We start from the raw sequence: 19,987 nt of genomic DNA on the forward strand, positions 1-19,987 counted from the left end.
AAGTCTTTAGATTTGTAGTTACAAGTCCTAAAATAGCAGCAAATTATAAAAAAAGTATTGCCAGAGAATAAAAGACCATTTAAGAGATTTGGGGATAGAACGTCTAGGCCAAAAACCCAAACAGATGAGGATAAAATTAGAGAGTTTGTTTTACGAAACTCAAAAAATGGATATTATACCAAAGTTTCAACACTCTCTTACAAATTTGAAATACCCATTGAAAAAGCATGGGAAATAGTGGGAGGACTTTTGATAGACGGGTCATTAGAGTCAATACATGATGAATTTACCGGAGAAATGAAACTCTGTGAGGCCGGAAAAACATATCTGATAATGAATTTAGAACAACAAAGGAAAAAACAGAAATCCCAAGAATTCAAAAGAATTAAAACTCAAAAATCAAAAAAGAACAGAGATATTTAGATAGATCAGGCGTGAATTTTAAAAAATTATTCAAGGTAACTTTTAATTTTTATACAATTTAATGCAGATCATGGAAATTGAGGATAACCTTCCAGCCCAGTGCCACCCAATCATCAAACCAAAAAAGAAGATAGAGACAGACTCGTTAAAGTCATGATAAAACTAAACAAACTAGATAAAATAGAGATTGATAAAATTTTGTATTCAATTGAAGGAAAATTAGATGAAAAATTGATTAGATTAACATCAGATTTAATTTTTAAAACAAACTGGACAAACATTAATGCAACTAATCTGTATAAAAACAACATTAAAGAAATTCCAGACAAATCACTAGATGCGTTCACATTAGGAAGCCATCTAGGACAAATATATCAAATATCATTAGAATTATCTAAAAAACTAGAATTAACACTATCACATAATCAAAAAAATATTTTAAGAGAATTTATTTTTTTCCTAGTTTTACTACGTTACAAAAATCAAAAAACACAGAATATGTCATAACAAACCTTAATTTTCTATAGATATACAAAAAAACAATGATACAATGCAAGATCTGCGGAACACCGTTAGGAAAAGAACCTTCAACACAACAATTAGACGAACATTGGAAAAAACAACATGAATGGCATTGGAAAATCAATCAAGATAAAACTCCAGAAGAAGCACTTTTAAAGAAAAAACAATAGTGCAAGCGTCTTTATCATAGATAAAATAGGATAAATCATGGAATTTATGATTACAATTTTCCATTTTCATAAAGGTAATGATATTGATAATATAATTTTTGGTAAAAAACAAAATGAAAATAAAGTTAATGAAGACATTAGAATTTTTCCATCAGGAGGATTAACAAAAAAAGGTGGAATACAAGAAAAGTATCTGAAAATAAATCTTAAAAACAATAATGATTTTAATTTAGAATTATTATCAGATTTTTTATCACATAGATTATCATCAATTGATGATGCAGATAGTCTAAAGATTGGCGATACAAAAGTTGAATTAAAAAAAAATGAGATTAAAAAAGTATTAAAAGATTATTTGGATGAAATTTTGAGTTGACGTCTTGGAGTAGCAGTCGTTTATAGCATGCCTAGACCACTAAACGAAGGCGTCAGCATTATACAATGCAGGGGATATAAAACTAGGCACCATATGATTTCGAACATTTGTTTAGTTAAGACTGAAAATTAAAACTAATGTTTAATAATCAAATTAAAAAACATCATTAGAAAAATAGGCTCCAATTTTTGTAAAAAAACTATTTTTGAGCTTATTTATGTGAAAAAATTTACTTAGGGATAGTAATACAAATTTTGAATTATTTAGTGATGACAACAGTCGAGGCATATGATATGAAAATACGAAAAAAAGTGACCATGAAAAATCCAAAACCATATCTTATGAAAAATGGGTCATGGGCATTAAAAGGAACTAGTTCTGCCACTGGGATTACATTATTCAAAATTGTGGGTAAAAAACCTTCAGTGTCTCATTCAAAACTAGATTATCTGAAAAATATGTTTACTAGCAGAAAATGTGAATGTGATAAATTCTGCTAATATTTTTTATATCTACAAATTTGTAGTTTAGATGTTTAAGTAAACTAGATTCAGTATTTTTAAAATAATTGTTTAAGGTCTATAGATTCAAAAAACATCAAACATACAATTCGAAAGTGTTAATTTGAGAATTGATCACAAAAGAATAATGTCTTTAGATATAGAGTGGCATGGAAATTTTTATGGCATATCATGGGCATATGAAAAAGACCGCTTAGTTGTATCAATGGTTTTTGAAGATAAAAAAGAGGCCGTGGAAGTCTCTAAAGAGATTGAGGATTGGAGTGATAAATTTACTAGATTAACAATCATAGAAAAAGAGAATGGAGAATACTCAATTTGTTGTTATCAAGATCCACAAATTTCAAAGAGTAAAAAAAATATCGGGCTATACCGTACAGGAATGCCACAAAGTGGAGGATATGAACAAGTAAAGCCAATGATTGAAGAAAAATCACCTCTATTACAAATTGCACACGCTGCAGATGTTAGAGATATGAACACATATGAACAAATATCAAGACTTGTACCTATGAGAAAATATAGAATTATTTCAGAAAAAGACTTGAAAAGACAAGAATTTTTCTATGAAAAAATGGCAGACAAATACAATCAAAAGGAATCAAATCAGATTTAAAAACAATCAATTAAAAAATTCACATTCAACATCACATCTAATTAAAATTTGTATTATAGAATGACTAATCCATTATAATCTAAAGAAGTCACGTGAAGTCCTCACGATAATACTTTGTAGCCATTGCAGATGCTTCAAATTTTAATAGCATAACTAGGAATAAATTAAAACAAATTTAGGAAATATCAATTGAAAATCACTGAACTTAGGCATCCAAGTATTTTATCATTAATTGCAGGATTAACCTTAACATTATTCGGTGGCACAGTATTCTTGAATCCTCAAGACAATACTACAAACATGATTTTTTTGAGCATGTTTGGAATCGGATTATTTATTCTAGGTTTAAGTTGTTCAATATTATATCAAATAAGAAAAGCAAAAATCAAACCATAAACAATTTTCAAAAACATAGTATTTTAAGACCGAAAAAAGTAGTTTATTGATGACAGAACATAAGCTACAAGGATCAGGAGGATATGTCATAGCTGAATTGACTGAAGAACAAGCCAAAAAAGCAGATTTAGGTGTTGGAAAATTATTTTTAGCACCAATAGGCAAACTTGAAGAACAAAAAATGTCAAAACATTATTGTAAAAACTGCGAAAAAGAATTTGATAATCCACCAAAGATACATCTAGAAGAAAATACCAATGAGCAAGTTTCAGATAATTTGATTCTAGTAGAAAGAGGTCAATATACATGTCAACAATGCAGTAGTATTATTGGAGAGTACAGAGTATTTCAGAAGAAAGATGAATCAAGTGATGCTGGCAATGCCAGGTCTAGTCATTAATGTGCATCATCCAAAAACAATATCCTTAAGTTTAGAATTAAATAGAAAATTAATAATGGCTAGTACATTATTTAAGATAAAATGTGAAAAAGGTCACAAAGGAAATGCCTTGTTATGGGGTGAAGAAACGATTCAAAAGTACATCGAAAGTAAAAAATGCAACAGTTGTGGTTCACCTATACATCAAATATCCAAATAAAATTCAGGATAATTAGAAAAATTTTAAGAATTACTTAATAAGATATTTTTCACATACAATTCATGGATTCAAAAGAAAATCCTGAAAAAATATACCCAATAGGATATGAACCAACCATAAAAAGTCAAAATGATGGTAATGTTCGAAATCAATTACTCTTTGAAATTCTAAAAACATCACCAACTGAATTTATCAATACCGATTTGTTCACGGTGATGTCAAAAAGACGCTCAACTAGAAAGTTTAGTGATAAGATTGTAGAAACGGTAAAAATTGATAAGATAATAGCTGCTGCAGACACAGCACCTACCGCAGGAAACTTTCAAGGATTTGAAATATTTTATGTTAAAAGTCCAGTAAAAAAACAACAATTAGTTGAAGCCTGCAATAATCAACCATACGTAAATGCACCTCTAGTTCTAGTTTTTTGTAAAAACCCTTCACGAGTTAAATTTGATTTTCCTGAAGAGATTCTCAAAAAATTTGCAATACAAGATGCGACGTTAGCTGCTGCGTATTCACAGCTTGCAGCTCAAGCATTAGGATTGAGTTCAATATGGATCGGAATGTTTGATGAACAAAAAGTGATGAAAGTCATCAATACAAAATTGATTCCATCATCAGTATTATGTATCGGATATCCTAAACAAGACAAATTCCCAAAACCACGAAGAAATCTCAAAGAATTAGTACACGTGGTATGGGAATAAAAATAAAATAACATCAATTATAAAAAAACTAAAAAATATTTTTTATTATCGCATTTTATCCCTACAAACACCACATAGATAATTTTGCTTAAAATTTGCAATCTCAATTTTAAATTCATCTGTATCAAAATAATTTTCTCCAGTCTTCATTCCTCCAGGTACTTTTTTATTACATTTTGAGCATTTTAGATCAAGTTCAAATTTGATTTTCTTTTCACCCTTTCCAACTTTTCCAATAATCATACATAATTCACATTACTTGAATTTTTTATATAATATACAAATCTTAAGTTTTAAGTAAGTAAATTCTAGAAAAAACGATGGAGTTTTCTCAAATTGAAGAGCCACAGATTGAAAAACCCATAGTTATTGCTGCAATGCAAGATATGGGAAATGTTGGAAGCATTGTAGTTAATTTTATCAACAATAGTTTAAAAACAAAAAAATTCAGAATTGCAAAAACGCCATATCCAACATATGTGGTAGATGAAGGAGGTCACATAAATTTACCAAATGAAAGTTGGGAATATAGATATGCAGATGGATTAATTATTTTTGGAGGAGGAACGGGTCAACCACAAGATACACCTGAACTATATGCTTTGTGCCAAGATGTGATCGATATTTCAAAAAAATATTCTGCCAAATTTATTTACACGCTTGGAGGATTTCACACGAATAGAGTATTAGATAAAAACCCAAAAACATTTGTAACTTCAACATCGATTGAGATAACTAAACAAATGCAAGGATTAGGTGTTTTAACGACACCACAAAAGTCAATAATTACAGGATTCAATGGATTGATCTTAGGATTTGCTAAACAAAATGGCATTCAAGGAATGGGAATGTATGGAGAATTAAATCAGCCTGAAATTCCACAATACAGAGCAGCAATTAGCATAATCAAAACATTAGAAAAGCTAACTTATAGAAAATTAGGGGATACAACAAGACTAGAATTACTTGCTCAAGAAATTGAAAAAAGTTTTGAAAATTAAGTAAACCTCAAACTAACATTAAACCGCTTAATTTTATTATCACATCATAACAAAAAAGATATTGCAATATACGCACGTTATGACATCGATACTTCAAGCATGTCAAACAGAAATAGAAGGAGTAAGATATTACAAAACACCACAAGGATTACTATACCCATCGATCACAACCGTACTATCAAAAACATCAGATACATCAGGTCTTGATCAATGGAGAGAAAAGGTAGGAAAAGATTTGGCAGATCAGATAATGAAAGATGCTCAAATTCATGGCACTATGACTCACAAACTGTGTGAGGATTATCTAAAAAATAAAGAGTCGGTTGGAGATTTTCTTGATATTCCAAAAAATCATTTTGAAAGATTAAAACCATATTTGCATAAAATGAACAATATTCGTGGAATTGAACTTCCGTTGTATAGCGATGAGCTCAAAATTGCAGGTACGTGTGATTGTATTGCAGAGTATAATGGAAATCTATCAATTATTGATTTTAAAACTAGTAGAAGTAAACTAGTTGAACATTATGATAAAGTTCAAAAATATTTCATGCAAGCAACTGCATATTCTTTGATGTGGAAAGAAAGGACCGGAATAGAAATAGACCAAATTGTAATCATTGGATCTGAGGAGACAGGAGATATTGCAGAATTTATTAAAATCCCATTTGATTTTAAGGACAAACTAATTGACATTATAGAAAAATTTCACAATTCAGCATAAATCAGGAAAAACATTCTAAACTAGGCTTAAAATAAACCCAGTAAAGACAAGATAGAAAATGACAGATTTCATTTATGAACCATACAAAACCATCTTTGTTAGAGATTTAATAAAATTGAGTCTAGATGACCTTCTTAGCATGATGGCATCGCTTGAATCAGGTAGCGCATATTGGGTCGATGGAGTACTCTTTGCATGTTTTGCAATGACGGAATCAGAAGAATTAGCAAAAAAAGAGATTCAAGGACAAACATACCTTGACAAAGTCATATTTGCAAAATATGACAACTATACCAAGACAGCAAAACTATCAACCAATATGGAGATTAATGTATTAAATGTACAAAAGAGTCGTCTTTACAGAGATTTAATTTCATGGTTAAAAAAACAACCAATTTGGAACGAATAAAACATTATCACGGATATGAAGACATCAAATAAATATTTCAAGATATTTTGAGTGACATAAAATGAATAACGACGAATCAAAAATTTTTATAACAAAATTCCCAAAAGAAGGGTTTAGTTTAATAGATCAGATCCAAGGAAGAGTGCAGTTTGCAATTTTAGATCAAATCAAACTTATGAAAACATCAGGCATGGAAAATAATGAAATTAAAAAAATAATTTTAGATAATGTTCAAAAAACTATAGAAAATTATCAATTTGGAAAAAAATTAGATTAAGTTTTAATTTCATACAAAATCTAGTTAAAAAATAAACAAATGTAAAGAATTTTCATAATAGTATTTTTAATTCATTATGACACTATTGGTATAGGTAGTAATCAAATAATACCAAACATCAATGGTATGTCAAAAAGAGTGTTGATGCTCAGTTGTCAATGGATAACTGATTGGTTTTGATTACTATCTTATTTTTACCGTTTTTAGCGATATTCATCCCCACAATCACCTATCAAATCAAAAAGATCATTAGATTTACTAGTCACAGAGCGTATCATAGTCAGATCATCATTCTCAAGAACAATATCAAAAACTCGTCCATTATCTTGCCGGTGCTCAGAGAGACCAAGTCTTGAGCCAATTATCACTCCGGCAACTCTAGGTTTATCTAAAATAAATTTTGTAGAAATATTTGCAATGCTTGAATCGTATTTTTTTGCTATTTTCGATAAAATTTGCAATAACTCTTGAAATAAACCCCATCCACCCCACGCATCAATCATGTTGTAATATTTTTGCAGGCTTGCGGTATTCAAATTGACTCTGCTAGGTTCTGGAGAATTCAGATATTTTTCAGATAAAAACCCACCAAGCAAAGTACCGTATGCAAGAATAGAAATATTGTGTTTTTGACAAAATGGGGTCATTAATTTTTCTGGTCTTTGATCTAAAATAGAATACTGTACCTGATTTGAAATTAATTTAAAACCACGGTTAGTCATTAGCTTGATTCGTTCTGTATCGAAATTTGTAAGACCAAGATGTTTGATCTTTCCCTCATGTTGTAATTTTGTTAAATTATCAAGAGCATCAAAATAACTAGAATTATTGTAATCCCACCAATGAAATTGGATCAAATCAATTGTCTCAGTGTTCATTTTTTTTAATGATTGATCAATATAATATTCCACAATTGATTTACTCATAGGTCCAGGATTCGGAACAAATTTAGTCAATGCTTGTGATTGTTGCAAGTCTTTTGGCGGCAATTGTTTTCTAAATTCACCAATAAATGATTCAGCGGGTCCGTAGATGTCAGCCAAATCCCAAGTAGTGAATCCATTCTTGTGATATTCAAGCATATCCAAAATTGCATCTTTTGGTTCAATATACCCATGGACACCAGATACTTGCCACATTCCATTTAAAATTCGACAAATAGATAGATCATCTGCTAGTTCAATTTTTGGAATTCTCAATAAAACATATAGAATTTACTTTATTTTATGAGTATGCAAAACGTGGATATCAACAGTATCCATGTAGAAATCAATTAATTTAAGAATTAGAAGAATGTAGATTTACAATATGACTCATTATTATATTAAAAAAATAAAACGTATTTCTCAAAAACCTATTACCTGTATGATTTGTAGTAGCCAAAATATTGTAGAAGATGCAGTGTTAGCTTCTACTGGCCCAACTCAAGAAAATACGGATTATACTCCATCTATTTTATGCCTAGAATGTGAAACTCTAATGATCATTACTTCAGAACCAGGTGCTGGACTTGGATTACAAGCATCAGTAGGAAATGAAGTATCAATGAGAAACTAACTCCAGTTTAATTAAAAAAGAGATATTATCCACATACATCCAATATAATTATCAAATATCAAAAAATGAGATCCACTTGTAGATTCATGGCCAATAGTCAAATTTTTCAATTTAAAAATTTAATATGAGATGAATTAGCGTATTGATATTGGCAAGTGTAATGAATACTGAAGTATCTATAGTAATTCCTACCTATAATGAGTCTGAAAATATCAAAGGAATTCTACATTTGATCAAAGAACACTTACCAAAAAATACTATGGTAGAGGCAATAGTAGTAGATGACAATTCACCAGACGGAACAGGAAGAATTGCAGAAGATTATTTTAAATCATTAAAAGAAAAAACGCTGTACACAATTAATGTAATAAATAGAAAAACAAAGGAGGGGCTTAGTTCGGCAATACTAAATGGCATAGAGCAAGCTAAAGGCAAAATAGTTGTTGTGATGGATAGTGATTTTTCTCATCCCCCACAACTCATACCAAAGCTTGTCGAAGTTTTAAAACAATCAAAAACAGACATTGTTGTTGCCTCAAGGTACCTCAATGGAGGTAATATTCAAGGGTGGTCATTAAAACGAAAAATCATCAGCAAAATTGGAACTATAATAGCAAAGAAAGGATTGGGGATTAAACAATCAGATCCTATGTCAGGATTTTTTGCATTTAACAAAGATGTGATTAAAGGAATTAATTTTGATGCAATAGGATACAAACTTCTTTTAGAAATGATAGTAAAGGCAAAAGGAGTATCGATAAAAGAAATTCCATATACATTTTTAGACAGACAAAACGGAAAGAGCAAACTTGGAATCAAAACAATTTTAGAATTTGGACATGCGGTATGGAAGCTTTACAGACATGGAAAGAGAGAACAGAAAAACGAGAAAAGAACATCGGTAAAGTTTGTTTCAAAAGCTGCTAGATTCTTTTCAGTTGGAGCCTCAGGATTAGGAGTAAATTACATCATGTCTATTCTGTTTTCATCGAGTTTGGATATGTGGTATCTTCATGCAACCATACTTGGAATCATGTTTTCAATTACTAGTAATTTCATCTTAAACAAATACTGGACTTTTGAGGATAGAGATTTTGCAGTAAAAAGAACCATTATCCAATATGGTAAATTTGCAGGGTTTAGCTCTATTGGTGCTTTAGTTCAACTTGGAATGGTGTATTATCTAGTTGATAAGTTAACCATGTCTTATCCAATTGCACTAGTGTCAGCTGTTGCAACTGCAGCATTTAGTAACTTTGTCTTAAATAAAAAATGGACATTTAAAGAAAAAGTCTGGAGTTAACAGATTTTAAAAATAAATTAATTCCACTAACGTTTAGCAAAAAATTTTAAGATAATTAAAACTAGAAAAGACCAATTAGTGCCAATCCCATTACAATCAACAGAACACCGCCAAGAATAGTGATAATACCAGTTCTAGACATAGACTACCCTAAAACAAACCAATATATGAAATTCTAGTATGCATTTATTTTTATTCTGAGTTATTGTAATGAGTAATGCAATTCACAAAACAAAGCCATTCCATTTGGTAGTGTTTTGGCAGAAATACTACAACCATCACGTAATCCTCTACCACAGATATAACATTCAACTTCAGTCACACTTGTTTGTGCTAGAGAATTTTTTTTAAAATAAAGATCCTGCATCATAGATTTTGCACTGGGCATATCAAATTAGAATACATCAGATCATCATATAAAGGTACCGTACCATACCGTAATTATAGAAAATTTTGATGCCTATATCGTAAAAATAAACCAAAAAACAACTAATCAATTTAAATAATAAACGAGTAAAATTTTGTTTATGGGTGGACATCTTTGGAAAATCCCAACCAAAAGTAATACCTCTAGAGCTAACTGAAAACCAATTTCAAATATATAATAAAATATCAAGAAATTATTCTCATTCATTTCTCTTTGAATCATTAACAGGTCCAGAAGTATTAGCTGAAACATCAGTCATGGGATTTGATCCTAAAATAATTCTCAAAGGATACTCAGACAAAATTGAAATAATAAAAAATAACAAAACTGAAACCATTCAAACAGATAATCCATTTGGAGAGTTAAAAAAACTATTAGGAAAATCAGAGGATCAAAGTTATAGATATTTGGGAGGTGCAGTAGGGGTTGTAAATTATGATGCAATAAGATTAGTAGAAAATATCCCAGATACACATGATTCACCACAACCATTAATGGAATTTGGAATTTATGATGACGGAATATTATACGACAACATACACAAAAAATTGTTTTATTTTTATAATAATCAAAATAGATTTGAACAATTTAAAATGAGTGAAGATTCATTCGGGGATTTTAAAGCAACAGAAATAACACCAAACATGAATCAAGAAAAATTTTCAAATATTGTAAACAAAGCAAAACAGTACATACATGATGGTGATATATTCCAAGTAGTACTATCTAGGAAATTTGCATTTGATACGCAAGGAGATAATTTAACACTATACAAAACACTACGAAAATTAAATCCATCACCTTACATGTATCATTTAAAACAAGACAATAAAACAATCATTGGCGCATCTCCAGAGATGCTTGTAAGAATAACTAATGATAAAGTAGAAACATTTCCAATTGCAGGAACTAGAAAGATTACAGATAATGAAGAAAAAAATAATCAATTAGCAGATGAATTACTCCATGACGAAAAAGAGTTGGCAGAACATACAATGCTAGTAGATTTAGGAAGAAATGATATTGGAAGAGTTTGCAAATATGGAACTGTCCATACTGAAGAATTAATGGAGATTAAGCGATTCAGTCATGTTCAGCACATAGTAACACATGTTGTTGGCAATTTAGCTCCTAAAAACGACATGTTTGATGCGTTTAAAGCAGTTTTTCCCGCAGGAACGGTCTCAGGCGCACCAAAAGTCAGAGCAATGGAGATAATTGACGAATTGGAAACTGAGGCAAGAGGCCCTTACGCAGGGGCAGTAGGATATTTTTCTTATAACGGGTGCTGTGATTTTGCAATTGCAATTAGAAGTATATTCATAGAAGGAAACAGAGGATTTGTTCAATCAGGAGCAGGAATTGTCTCAGATTCTATTGCAGAAAATGAATTCAAAGAAACAGAGCACAAAGCTGGAGCGATGCTTCAAGCATTAAGAGAGGCAACAAAATGAAATTTCTAATAATAGATAATTACGATTCATTTGTTTACAATATTGCACAATATTTGGGGGAACTGGGAGTTGATTGCGATGTCATTAGAAACGACAAGATAACATTAGAGAAGATAAAACAAAATAATTACGATGCTGTAATAATATCACCAGGTCCAGGAACACCTACCGATAGAAAATATTTTGGCATATGTAGTGATGTAATAAAAGACATGGGACCAACTACTCCAATACTTGGAGTATGTTTGGGGCATCAAGGCATTATTCATGCATTTGGCGGCAAAGTTACAAATGCAGGATGTGTCAGACACGGAAAGACTAGTCCAGTAGATCATACAAACTCAGATCTGTTCAAGGATGTCAAGAATCCATTTAGGGCAACAAGGTACCATTCACTTGTAGGAGATAAGACAATAATTCCAGATGTGCTAGAAGTTACAGCTATCGCTGCAGATGATGGAGAAGTGATGGCAATAAGGCACAAAGAGTATCTTATAGAAGGAGTACAATTTCATCCAGAATCAATTATGACAGAAGATGGGAAAAAAATTCTGGCAAATTTCATAAAACAGGTAAAGGATAGAAAATGATATCAAATTTAATTTCAAAACTACAACAAAAGATTGATCTTACATATGACGAAATTAATTCTGTAATGATTGATGTTCTTTCTGGAAAAACAAATGATCAAGAAAATTTGGATTTTTTATCCGGTTTAACTGAAAAAGGGGAAACAGATGATGAGTTATTAGGAATGTTAGATAAAATGCAAGAGTTTTCCCTCAAAGTTGAGCCTAGAAACAACGGGACAACAATAGACATGTGCGGAACGGGGGGAGACAAACTTCAAACATTCAATGTATCAACTACAGCGTCATTTGTAGTTGCAGCCGCAGGAGGAATTGTAGCTAAACATGGAAATAGATCAAGCTCCGGAATTTCAGGAAGTGCGGATATTTTTGAATATTTTGGATATGATTTGAATCAAGAATCTACTCAAATTGCAAATGTTTTAGAAAAACACAACATTTGTTTTATGTTTGCACAAAAGTTTCATCCTGCAATGAAGCATGTTGCAGCTGCAAGAAAGAAATTAGGAAAGAGAACAGCTTTTAATCTTTTAGGACCATTGTCAAATCCTGCAAGTGTAAAAAATCAACTTATCGGAGTATCTTCAACGGAATATCTTGATAGATTACCATTAATTCTAAAGAGAAAAGGAGCTAAAAACATAATGACAGTTCGTTCAGATGATGGAATGGATGAATTTTCAACCAGTGCAACTAACAGAGTATGTATTTTAAAAAATGACAAAGTGCTAATGAATGCAATAGATCCAGAAGTTGTAGGATTACACAAATCAAAATTAAAAGATATTCAAATTAAAACAAAAAAAGATGCAATAGAATCATTTGTAGGGGTTTTAAACAACACAGCAAATCAAGCAATGACTGAAACTACAGTACTTAATGCAGCAGGAGGATTAATCGTTGCAAATATCTCAAAGAATTTTGAAGAAGGAGTAGAATTGGCATCAAATATAATTAAAGAAGGCAAAGCGCTAAAATTACTAGAAAGATTTGTTGCAGATACAGGGGACATTTCAAAATTAAAGGAGATAACAAATGGTTGAAAACATACTGAGAAAATTAGTAAATAATTCTCAGGCTGCAATTGATGATGGAGTATATGATGTAAACATTAAATTACAAAAATCAAATAAGGACTTTTTACAAATAATAAAAACAAACATTCATGCAACTCTTCTTACAGAAATAAAATTTTCATCCCCATCATTAGGCAAGATCAGAACGTTATCAGATCCATCAAGCATAGCACAACAAATGATTGCAGGTGGTGCCAAAGCATTATCTGTGCTAACCCAGCCTCATTTGTTTAATGGTTCACCAGAATATTTCATGCAGGTACGACAATCAGTTGATGTTCCATTACTAATGAAAGATATCATGATTGATACAGTCCAAATTGATGCTGCTGAAAAAATAGGAGCAGATTACATGTTAGTCATTCAATCATTATTTGACCAAGGATTTCTCAAAGACATTGATGAATTCATCAAATATGGTCACAGTAAAGGATTGAAAATATTGCTAGAAGTCCATACAAAACGAGAGTTTGAAAATGCACTCAATACAGAAGCTGATTTGATTGGAATTAACAACAGAAACCTCGATACATTAGAAATTGATCTTAAAACTACACAAAAAGTGCTTGAAGGGTATAAAAAAACAAGGCCAATACTTGCTGAAAGCGGAATTGAGACTGTTGAGGATATTCAATATTTAAAAAAGTGTGGCGCTGATGCATTTCTAGTAGGTTCAAGCATAATGAAAAGCGATAATATCGAAGAACATGTCAAAAAATTGGTGAATGCATATTGAAATATCCTAAAGATGGAAAATTTGGAGAGTTTGGCGGCAAGTACATTCCAGAAACACTTGTTCCTGCAATTGAGGAGTTAGAAGAAAACTATCTTAAATTCAAAGAGAATAAAGAGTTCAAAAAAGAATTAGATTACTATCTAAAACAATACGCTGGAAGACCGACTCCATTGTACTATGCAAAAAATTTGACAGAAAAATGCGGCGGTGCTAAAATTTATCTAAAAAGAGAAGACCTACTGCATGGAGGAGCTCATAAAATAAACAACACATTAGGTCAGGCATTACTTGCAAAAAAGATGAATAAAAAAAGAATCATTGCAGAAACGGGTGCAGGTCAACATGGAGTAGCAACAGCTATGGCATGTGCAGTTTTGGGAATGAAATCCGAAGTATACATGGGTTACAAAGACACTATACGACAAAAACTAAACGTATACAGAATGAACATGTTAGGGTCTAAAGTTCACCCGGTAAAATCAGGCTCAAAAACACTCAAAGATGCAATCAATGAGGCAATCAGAGATTGGATTACAAATGTTGAAGATACATATTATTTACTTGGTTCTGCAGTAGGTCCACATCCATATCCTGTGATGGTAAGAGATTTTCAAAGTGTAATTGGAGAAGAAATCAAGACCCAGATGAAAAAATTATCAAATAAAACACCAGATACGGTAATTGCTTGTGTTGGCGGTGGGTCAAATGCAATCGGGACATTTTATCCGTTAGTTGATACAAATACAGAAATCATAGGAGTAGAAGCCGCAGGCAAAGGATTAAAATCAAAATATCATTCTGCAACATTATCTGCAGGTAGTAAGGGCGTACTTCATGGAATGATGACTTATCTATTACAAGATGATGAAGGACAAGTTACAGAGACGCATAGTATTTCAGCAGGACTAGATTATCCCGGAGTTGGTCCAGAACACGCATATCTTAAAGATACTAATCGTGTAAAGTATCATTCTGCAACAGATGCCGAAGTTATAGATGCGTTTTTGATGTTGACAAGAACAGAAGGAATCATTCCAGCTTTAGAGTCAGCCCATGCAATAGCTGAAGCAATGAAAGTTGCAAGAAAAAGCAAAAAATCAGAATCAATAGTAGTTACACTTTCAGGAAGGGGGGACAAAGACGTAGAAGAAGTCCAAAGGTATTTGAGTAAAAATGACAAGAATTAATGAAAAATTCGCAGAACTTTCTGCTAAAAATGAAAAAGCATTGATCACATATGTAATGGTAGGATATCCAAATGAAAGTGCAACAATATCAATAGTAAGAGGTCTAATCAAAGGAGGAGCAGACATAATAGAATTAGGATTTCCATTTTCAGATCCTCTTGCAGATGGACCAGTAATTCAAAATGCAAGCACAATATCTCTAAACAATGGAACAAAGATCAAGAGTTTTTTTAAAATTGTAAAAAAGATTAGAAGTGAAACAGATATCCCACTAGTCTTAATGACATACACCAATATTTTGTATCATAAAGGATATGCAAATTTTATTTCCGAAGCTAAAAAAGCAGGTATTGATGGGTTTATTCTTCCAGACATGTCAATTGAAGAATCAAAAGAATACATTGAATCGGCTAGAAATATGGCAGATACTATATTTTTGATATCTCCAAATACTACAAAATCAAGAATAGAAAAAATTGTAAAGGCGTCTTCAGGATTTTTATATTTAGTTGCAGTTTATGGCACCACGGGAATAAAGACAGGAATCCAAAATTATACACTAAAGGCAATCAAGGAAGTAAAAAAAATCGCCAATGGAAAAATTCCAATAGGAGTAGGATTCGGTGTTTCAACGCCAGAGGATGTAAAAAAATACATCATAGCAGGAGCTGATGCAGTAATTGTAGGTAGTGTATTTTTGAAAATAATTGAAAAGACGCCAAAGAACAGTCTTGAAAAAAGCATCGCGTCATTTACAAAGAGTCTCAAAAAACAAACAATTCTCAAATAACCCTAAAAGATAACAAAAAACAATTGGAATAATAAATAAAACTGAAATTAGAGACGAACTTTACCGCATTTTCTACAAGAAATTGTTCCATTAGAAACATACTCATGATTACAAGTGTCAGTCTCTACCATCATTATTTTGGCTCTAAAAGATCTCAATATTATTGAATGATGATGAAAACTTTGAGTATGAATACAAAATCATTTTACATGATATTGAGGAAATCTAATTTTAAAATTAAAAACAAATACTAGTTTAAATATACTATAAAGAAAAAACTGAATTTTTCGTTAAAGAATAGTGGTCTGTCATTTTTGAAGGGAAATAGGGGGGAACTTTATTTTAGGTAAAGACCACTAACTAGATGTTCTCAGTTAACTAAAGACATCATAAAATAAAAAATACACGGTAAAAATGCCAAACACTCGTTAAAAAAATTAAAGAATTTCGTACGAATGTAAGACAGTATGCTGAAATATTAGATCGCATAGATTATGATTTGTTTAGCAAAACATACAAAAACAGGAGAATTGTTTTCTTAATGTGCAGACTAAGCTAATTTTTGTAACAGGGGGGGTAATGTCTGGTCTTGGAAAAGGAGTAACAACATCATCGATTGCAAAATTATTACAATTAGCAGATCAAAAAGTATCATGTATCAAAATAGATCCATATCTAAATTATGATGCAGGCACCATGAACCCAGTTGCTCATGGAGAAGTCTTTGTTACAGAAGATGGAGGTGAATGTGATATGGATATTGGAAATTATGAAAGATTCCTAAATCAAAATATCCCAAAAAGCCACAACATAACAACAGCTCAAGTTTACTCTACAGTTATCGAAGCAGAAAGAAGAGGAGAATATCTAGGGGCATGTGTTCAGATCATCCCTCATATTACAGATGAAATAAAAAACAGAATTAGAAAAATTGCAGAAGATGAAAAGCTCGACTTTTTAATTGTCGAATGTGGAGGAACAGTAGGGGACATAGAGTCGCTTCCATTTTTAGAGGCGCTAAGACAAATTAGAGTAGAAGAAGGACCACAAAACGTAATTTTTGTGCATGTAACACTTGCACCATCACTTGATGTGGTAGGTGAACAAAAGACAAAACCAACGCAGCACAGTGCACAAGAATTAAGAAGAATAGGAATTCAGCCGGACTTTTTAGCTGTAAGATGCAGTACTCCTTTAGAAGAAAAGACAAAGAAAAAAATTGCATTATTTACAAACGTTACTGCAAATGATGTTCTATCATGCCATGATGTAAAATCAATTTTTCAAGTACCACAAATACTATATGATCAAGGAATTATGGATTCATTATTTACAAAATTTGGAAAAGTTGGAATGGTAAATGCATCAGCAAACTGGGATAAATGGAATGCCATAGCAGAATCAATGATAAATCATGAAGACAAAAAAGTAAAAATTGCCATGGTTGGAAAATATGTTACACTTGCAGATAGTTACGTTAGTGTAAATCATGCACTAAAACATGCAGGTGCAAAATTAGGAAATTCAGTTGAGATTGACTGGATTGATTCTGAAACAATTACAGATTACAATATTCTATCAAAATATGACGGTATATTGGTACCAGGAGGATTTGGAACAAGAGGTTCTGAAGGAATAATAAAAACTGCAAACTATGCAAGAGAGAAAAACATACCATACCTTGGCATATGTTTTGGATTTCAGCTAGCAGCAATTGCATTTGGAAGAAATGTTTTGAAATTAGAAGATGCAAACTCTACAGAGATAAAAGCAGATACAAAAAATCCAATTGTAGACTTACTTCCAGAACAAAAAAACATTTCAGATATGGGAGGATCATTGCGGCTAGGTGCAAACGATGTCAAGATAAAACCAAATACAATATCTCATAAAATATACAATGCAGATACAATTAGCAAAAGACATAGACACAGATATGAAATCAACAAAGAATACATCCCAGAACTAGAGAAAAAAGGAATGATATTTTCAGCAGACAGTGACGGAGGAAAGAGAATGGAGATGCTTGAGATTCCAACACATAAATTCTATCTGGGCGTTCAGTTTCATCCAGAGTTTAACAGCAGGCCAGGATATCCAGAGCCAACATTTGAGGCGTTTGTAAGAGCTGCATCACAGAAATAAAAGTCGATTATTCTATTTTTGATATTTCATAGATTTTTTGTCGTGCATCTCGAATTGAGACTTTCTTTTTCACATAGCCTTTTTTTAATAAATGACTAAGTGCCAATCTGACGGTTCTGCTTGGCAGTAATGTCTTATTTGCAAGATCTTTCTGAGTAAGGGCACCTTCATACTCTAATGTTTTTAGCAATAATTTAGAACTAGGCGGCATACTAAGTAACTCTTCAGCAAGATGAACTTTCTTTGCAAGTGCAGATATTGCAGCAGAGTCTTTTTTTAGACGAATGATCTTAGCTGGTGGTAAATATTGAGTGCACTCAACCATGCTGTTTACTTTGTACCTATCAAGACCATCAAGAACTACCTCACAGTGAAGTCTAGCTGAAATATCACTGATTTGAATAGAACTTTTGTTTGATACTATGATTGGTCTTCGTGTAATATCTAAAGAGTTGACAGAAATTATTTCAAATACGTCAGAATCATGAAACAGCATAGGACCTCCAGCAGACATCGAATATGCAGATGAACCAATTGGAGTAGAGATAATTATTCCATCACTATTATCGTGCCAAACTTCTTCATCGTTTACACGTAGTGTGTGTTCCATCAACATTGCACTTTTTGATGAAAATACTGCGACATCATTTAAGACTGGATAGACATTTTTTCCATCAATTTTTACACCTAGTCTTGGTACTTCCTCAACTGTGTAATTTTGTTTTTTTAGTATTCTCACATAAGACGAAAATTCTCTAAGATCAATTTGAGCTAAAAATCCACTTGATTCACCCTCGCTTATTCCAAGTACGGGTACTGTAGAGTCAAAATGTCTATGAAAATAATTTCTAACACCCTTGTCTCCTCCAAGCACCAAAACACAATCAGATTGTTTTGCTTTTGATTTTGCAGTAATTACAAATGATTCAATTTCCTCATCATCTAGAATTTTTTTAATTGTTTTTGCTGCAGAGTCAGTCGTACCAGAAGCATAGATACCTATTTGCACAGTGAAATGAAACTAGGAGTTCAATAAAAGGATAAAGTACTAAATTGTTCTATATTTTACCAAGTTGTAATAATATGAAGCATTAGTCTCAATTGTATGTTTTTGGGGTATTTTTAGCAGACCTACCTGCTTTGAGTCAAGTGCTGCCTGGGCCGAACCACCTGCAAAACACAAAGCCCAGAGAAAGTCTTTTTCTTTTAACATAGTACAGCAAAAGGTTGCACAAAAAATATCACCAATACCAGTAGTATCGTATACTTCCTTGTTTGGCAAAGTAATGGAATAAATTTTATCTTTGACCAGTAATGATACTTCAGTTTTGTTTGTAAAAAGGACATGTTCAACACCTTTTTTCTGCAATGCTATCATCATCTCATCATTTGTTCCATTTACAATTTTTTGAGACTCTTCAGGATTTACCTTAATTGCGTTAACGCCAGTTAGATCAAGTTCAGTATTTTCTAAAATTACATTTTTGTCTGAATCAACTCTGCGCAAAAACCCCTGGGGATCAACTAGAGTAAAACTAGAATCCTTTTTTATTTTAGAAAATGTTTCAGATGAAATTTCATGAAAAATTGGAGTAATCAATGAACCATCTGCATCATTAGCAACGTATTCAATTGGTTCGCATTGATTAAGTAGTTTAAGAGTTCTATCAGATCCTGTAATGTTTATTGCAAATCTAGTAGTAAGTTTCTCAGATAAACCATTTTCAAATTTAATTTTATTTTGAGTAAGATATTGTTGTGGAAAATCCTTACCAAATTTGGTATAAAGAGATACATCAAACTTAAGCTCCCTTGCAGTCAAACCAGCATAACAAGCAGCACCCCCAATTTGTTCATGGGTTTGGTCTTCAAGTGTGATAGAATCAATTGCACAGTGTGAAAACAATGCTAATTTCATAAATGGAGTCCAAAGATTAATGATTTAGTTTTTTGCATTGGTTTTATCAAAACATTCCTG

Annotated in this window: 28 protein-coding genes; 23 read left to right on the plus strand and 5 right to left on the minus strand. The window is 31.8% G+C overall.

Going from position 1 to position 19,987, the window contains the following annotated elements:
- The first annotated feature begins 57 nt into the window (after window positions 1-57).
- The 10 genes from K5782_RS01180 (at window position 58) to K5782_RS01225 (ending at window position 4,333) form a co-directional block, all read left to right on the plus strand.
- Complete coding sequence (locus tag K5782_RS01180) at window positions 58-423, plus strand: hypothetical protein (RefSeq protein WP_297463313.1); 366 nt, start codon at window positions 58-60, stop codon at window positions 421-423.
- Window positions 424-576: 153 nt separating this feature from the next.
- Window positions 577-930: a hypothetical protein gene (locus K5782_RS01185; RefSeq protein WP_297463315.1), complete on the plus strand. Its 354-nt coding sequence runs from the start codon at window positions 577-579 to the stop codon at window positions 928-930.
- Between the two features lie 35 nt (window positions 931-965).
- Window positions 966-1,115, plus strand: coding sequence for a hypothetical protein (locus K5782_RS01190; protein ID WP_297463317.1), 150 nt, complete (start codon window positions 966-968; stop codon window positions 1,113-1,115).
- Between the two features lie 37 nt (window positions 1,116-1,152).
- Window positions 1,153-1,491, plus strand: a complete 339-nt coding sequence (locus tag K5782_RS01195; RefSeq protein ID WP_297463320.1) for a hypothetical protein — start codon at window positions 1,153-1,155, stop codon at window positions 1,489-1,491.
- Between the two features lie 269 nt (window positions 1,492-1,760).
- Window positions 1,761-1,991: a hypothetical protein gene (locus K5782_RS01200; RefSeq protein WP_366069252.1), complete on the plus strand. Its 231-nt coding sequence runs from the start codon at window positions 1,761-1,763 to the stop codon at window positions 1,989-1,991.
- Between the two features lie 148 nt (window positions 1,992-2,139).
- Window positions 2,140-2,628, plus strand: coding sequence for a hypothetical protein (locus K5782_RS01205; RefSeq protein ID WP_297463325.1), 489 nt, complete (start codon window positions 2,140-2,142; stop codon window positions 2,626-2,628).
- A 189-nt stretch (window positions 2,629-2,817) separates the two neighbouring features.
- Window positions 2,818-3,024, plus strand: coding sequence for a hypothetical protein (locus K5782_RS01210; RefSeq protein WP_297463328.1), 207 nt, complete (start codon window positions 2,818-2,820; stop codon window positions 3,022-3,024).
- A 49-nt stretch (window positions 3,025-3,073) separates the two neighbouring features.
- The gene (locus K5782_RS01215) at window positions 3,074-3,424 is read left to right on the plus strand and encodes a hypothetical protein (RefSeq protein WP_297463331.1); all 351 of its coding nucleotides are present in this window, start codon (window positions 3,074-3,076) and stop codon (window positions 3,422-3,424) included.
- A gap of 55 nt (window positions 3,425-3,479) precedes the next feature.
- Entirely contained in the window at window positions 3,480-3,623 is a 144-nt protein-coding gene (locus K5782_RS01220) for a hypothetical protein (protein WP_297463334.1), read from the plus strand.
- Between the two features lie 62 nt (window positions 3,624-3,685).
- Window positions 3,686-4,333: a nitroreductase family protein gene (locus tag K5782_RS01225; protein WP_297463337.1), complete on the plus strand. Its 648-nt coding sequence runs from the start codon at window positions 3,686-3,688 to the stop codon at window positions 4,331-4,333.
- Window positions 4,334-4,378: 45 nt separating this feature from the next.
- On the opposite strand, the gene K5782_RS01230 is transcribed toward K5782_RS01225, so the two are convergent.
- Complete coding sequence (locus tag K5782_RS01230) at window positions 4,379-4,576, minus strand: hypothetical protein (protein ID WP_297463340.1); 198 nt, start codon at window positions 4,574-4,576, stop codon at window positions 4,379-4,381.
- A 77-nt stretch (window positions 4,577-4,653) separates the two neighbouring features.
- Here K5782_RS01230 and K5782_RS01235 point away from each other — a divergent pair, with 77 nt between their 5' ends.
- The 4 genes from K5782_RS01235 to K5782_RS01250 all read left to right on the plus strand — a co-directional run bounded on the left by K5782_RS01235 (window position 4,654) and on the right by K5782_RS01250 (window position 6,744).
- Window positions 4,654-5,334, plus strand: coding sequence for a PAC2 family protein (locus tag K5782_RS01235; RefSeq protein ID WP_297463343.1), 681 nt, complete (start codon window positions 4,654-4,656; stop codon window positions 5,332-5,334).
- Window positions 5,335-5,413: 79 nt separating this feature from the next.
- Window positions 5,414-6,058, plus strand: coding sequence for a PD-(D/E)XK nuclease family protein (locus tag K5782_RS01240; protein WP_297463346.1), 645 nt, complete (start codon window positions 5,414-5,416; stop codon window positions 6,056-6,058).
- Window positions 6,059-6,116: 58 nt separating this feature from the next.
- A complete protein-coding gene (locus tag K5782_RS01245; RefSeq protein ID WP_297463349.1) occupies window positions 6,117-6,467 on the plus strand; it encodes a hypothetical protein in 351 nt (116 codons plus the stop codon).
- Between the two features lie 61 nt (window positions 6,468-6,528).
- Complete coding sequence (locus tag K5782_RS01250) at window positions 6,529-6,744, plus strand: hypothetical protein (RefSeq protein ID WP_297463352.1); 216 nt, start codon at window positions 6,529-6,531, stop codon at window positions 6,742-6,744.
- Window positions 6,745-6,947: 203 nt separating this feature from the next.
- Here the strand turns inward: K5782_RS01250 and K5782_RS01255 are convergent, their stop codons facing one another.
- Complete coding sequence (locus tag K5782_RS01255; RefSeq protein WP_297463355.1) at window positions 6,948-7,943, minus strand: aldo/keto reductase; 996 nt, start codon at window positions 7,941-7,943, stop codon at window positions 6,948-6,950.
- A gap of 109 nt (window positions 7,944-8,052) precedes the next feature.
- On the opposite strand from K5782_RS01255, the gene K5782_RS01260 reads away from it, so the two are divergent.
- The gene (locus K5782_RS01260; RefSeq protein WP_297463357.1) at window positions 8,053-8,301 is read left to right on the plus strand and encodes a hypothetical protein; all 249 of its coding nucleotides are present in this window, start codon (window positions 8,053-8,055) and stop codon (window positions 8,299-8,301) included.
- A gap of 160 nt (window positions 8,302-8,461) precedes the next feature.
- A complete protein-coding gene (locus K5782_RS01265) occupies window positions 8,462-9,604 on the plus strand; it encodes a glycosyltransferase family 2 protein (RefSeq protein WP_297463672.1) in 1,143 nt (380 codons plus the stop codon).
- 202 nt (window positions 9,605-9,806) lie between these two features.
- Here the strand turns inward: K5782_RS01265 and K5782_RS01270 are convergent, their stop codons facing one another.
- Window positions 9,807-9,992 (minus strand): hypothetical protein, encoded by a 186-nt coding sequence (locus K5782_RS01270; protein ID WP_297463359.1) that lies wholly within the window; start codon window positions 9,990-9,992, stop codon window positions 9,807-9,809.
- Between the two features lie 143 nt (window positions 9,993-10,135).
- Between K5782_RS01270 and K5782_RS01275 the strand changes: the two genes are divergently transcribed.
- The 7 genes from K5782_RS01275 (at window position 10,136) to pyrG (ending at window position 18,009) form a co-directional block, all read left to right on the plus strand.
- On the plus strand, window positions 10,136-11,485 hold the full coding sequence (locus K5782_RS01275) for an anthranilate synthase component I family protein (protein ID WP_297463361.1): 1,350 nt from the start codon (window positions 10,136-10,138) through the stop codon (window positions 11,483-11,485).
- Complete coding sequence (locus tag K5782_RS01280; RefSeq protein ID WP_297463363.1) at window positions 11,482-12,075, plus strand: aminodeoxychorismate/anthranilate synthase component II; 594 nt, start codon at window positions 11,482-11,484, stop codon at window positions 12,073-12,075. Before K5782_RS01275 ends, K5782_RS01280 begins: the two co-directional genes overlap by 4 nt.
- Entirely contained in the window at window positions 12,072-13,118 is a 1,047-nt protein-coding gene (gene trpD / locus K5782_RS01285; RefSeq protein ID WP_297463366.1) for an anthranilate phosphoribosyltransferase, read from the plus strand. The genes K5782_RS01280 and trpD overlap by 4 nt, the downstream gene beginning before the upstream one ends.
- Window positions 13,111-13,887 (plus strand): indole-3-glycerol-phosphate synthase, encoded by a 777-nt coding sequence (locus K5782_RS01290; protein WP_297463368.1) that lies wholly within the window; start codon window positions 13,111-13,113, stop codon window positions 13,885-13,887. Before trpD ends, K5782_RS01290 begins: the two co-directional genes overlap by 8 nt.
- A complete protein-coding gene (trpB, locus tag K5782_RS01295; RefSeq protein ID WP_297463370.1) occupies window positions 13,884-15,074 on the plus strand; it encodes a tryptophan synthase subunit beta in 1,191 nt (396 codons plus the stop codon). Before K5782_RS01290 ends, trpB begins: the two co-directional genes overlap by 4 nt.
- Entirely contained in the window at window positions 15,061-15,864 is an 804-nt protein-coding gene (gene trpA / locus K5782_RS01300) for a tryptophan synthase subunit alpha (RefSeq protein ID WP_297463372.1), read from the plus strand. The genes trpB and trpA overlap by 14 nt, the downstream gene beginning before the upstream one ends.
- A 543-nt stretch (window positions 15,865-16,407) precedes the next feature.
- A complete protein-coding gene (gene pyrG / locus K5782_RS01305) occupies window positions 16,408-18,009 on the plus strand; it encodes a glutamine hydrolyzing CTP synthase (protein ID WP_297463374.1) in 1,602 nt (533 codons plus the stop codon).
- Window positions 18,010-18,016: 7 nt separating this feature from the next.
- Here pyrG and K5782_RS01310 read toward each other — a convergent pair whose 3' ends face one another.
- Window positions 18,017-19,018 (minus strand): NAD(+)/NADH kinase, encoded by a 1,002-nt coding sequence (locus tag K5782_RS01310; protein ID WP_297463376.1) that lies wholly within the window; start codon window positions 19,016-19,018, stop codon window positions 18,017-18,019.
- 39 nt (window positions 19,019-19,057) lie between these two features.
- Complete coding sequence (locus tag K5782_RS01315; protein ID WP_297463378.1) at window positions 19,058-19,927, minus strand: PfkB family carbohydrate kinase; 870 nt, start codon at window positions 19,925-19,927, stop codon at window positions 19,058-19,060.
- Window positions 19,928-19,987 lie beyond the last annotated feature (60 nt).

The sequence above is a fragment of the Nitrosarchaeum sp. genome, from assembly GCF_025699065.1.
Taxonomy (GTDB): domain Archaea; phylum Thermoproteota; class Nitrososphaeria; order Nitrososphaerales; family Nitrosopumilaceae; genus Nitrosarchaeum.

Excerpts from the sequence above, each read along its gene's own strand:
- K5782_RS01185 (WP_297463315.1), top strand. The coding sequence starts at position 577 with ATGATAAAACTAAACAAACTAGATAAAATAGAGATTGATAAAATTTTG.
- K5782_RS01190 (WP_297463317.1), top strand. The coding sequence starts at position 966 with ATGATACAATGCAAGATCTGCGGAACACCGTTAGGAAAAGAACCTTCA.
- K5782_RS01195 (WP_297463320.1), top strand. The coding sequence starts at position 1,153 with ATGGAATTTATGATTACAATTTTCCATTTTCATAAAGGTAATGATATT.
- K5782_RS01200 (WP_366069252.1), top strand. The coding sequence starts at position 1,761 with ATGACAACAGTCGAGGCATATGATATGAAAATACGAAAAAAAGTGACC.
- K5782_RS01205 (WP_297463325.1), top strand. The coding sequence starts at position 2,140 with ATGTCTTTAGATATAGAGTGGCATGGAAATTTTTATGGCATATCATGG.
- K5782_RS01215 (WP_297463331.1), top strand. The coding sequence starts at position 3,074 with ATGACAGAACATAAGCTACAAGGATCAGGAGGATATGTCATAGCTGAA.
- K5782_RS01220 (WP_297463334.1), top strand. The coding sequence starts at position 3,480 with ATGGCTAGTACATTATTTAAGATAAAATGTGAAAAAGGTCACAAAGGA.
- K5782_RS01225 (WP_297463337.1), top strand. The coding sequence starts at position 3,686 with ATGGATTCAAAAGAAAATCCTGAAAAAATATACCCAATAGGATATGAA.
- K5782_RS01230 (WP_297463340.1), bottom strand. The coding sequence starts at position 4,576 with ATGATTATTGGAAAAGTTGGAAAGGGTGAAAAGAAAATCAAATTTGAA.
- K5782_RS01235 (WP_297463343.1), top strand. The coding sequence starts at position 4,654 with ATGGAGTTTTCTCAAATTGAAGAGCCACAGATTGAAAAACCCATAGTT.
- K5782_RS01240 (WP_297463346.1), top strand. The coding sequence starts at position 5,414 with ATGACATCGATACTTCAAGCATGTCAAACAGAAATAGAAGGAGTAAGA.
- K5782_RS01245 (WP_297463349.1), top strand. The coding sequence starts at position 6,117 with ATGACAGATTTCATTTATGAACCATACAAAACCATCTTTGTTAGAGAT.
- K5782_RS01250 (WP_297463352.1), top strand. The coding sequence starts at position 6,529 with ATGAATAACGACGAATCAAAAATTTTTATAACAAAATTCCCAAAAGAA.
- K5782_RS01260 (WP_297463357.1), top strand. The coding sequence starts at position 8,053 with ATGACTCATTATTATATTAAAAAAATAAAACGTATTTCTCAAAAACCT.
- K5782_RS01265 (WP_297463672.1), top strand. The coding sequence starts at position 8,462 with ATGAATACTGAAGTATCTATAGTAATTCCTACCTATAATGAGTCTGAA.
- K5782_RS01270 (WP_297463359.1), bottom strand. The coding sequence starts at position 9,992 with ATGCCCAGTGCAAAATCTATGATGCAGGATCTTTATTTTAAAAAAAAT.
- K5782_RS01280 (WP_297463363.1), top strand. The coding sequence starts at position 11,482 with ATGAAATTTCTAATAATAGATAATTACGATTCATTTGTTTACAATATT.
- trpD (WP_297463366.1), top strand. The coding sequence starts at position 12,072 with ATGATATCAAATTTAATTTCAAAACTACAACAAAAGATTGATCTTACA.
- K5782_RS01290 (WP_297463368.1), top strand. The coding sequence starts at position 13,111 with ATGGTTGAAAACATACTGAGAAAATTAGTAAATAATTCTCAGGCTGCA.
- trpA (WP_297463372.1), top strand. The coding sequence starts at position 15,061 with ATGACAAGAATTAATGAAAAATTCGCAGAACTTTCTGCTAAAAATGAA.
- K5782_RS01315 (WP_297463378.1), bottom strand. The coding sequence starts at position 19,927 with ATGAAATTAGCATTGTTTTCACACTGTGCAATTGATTCTATCACACTT.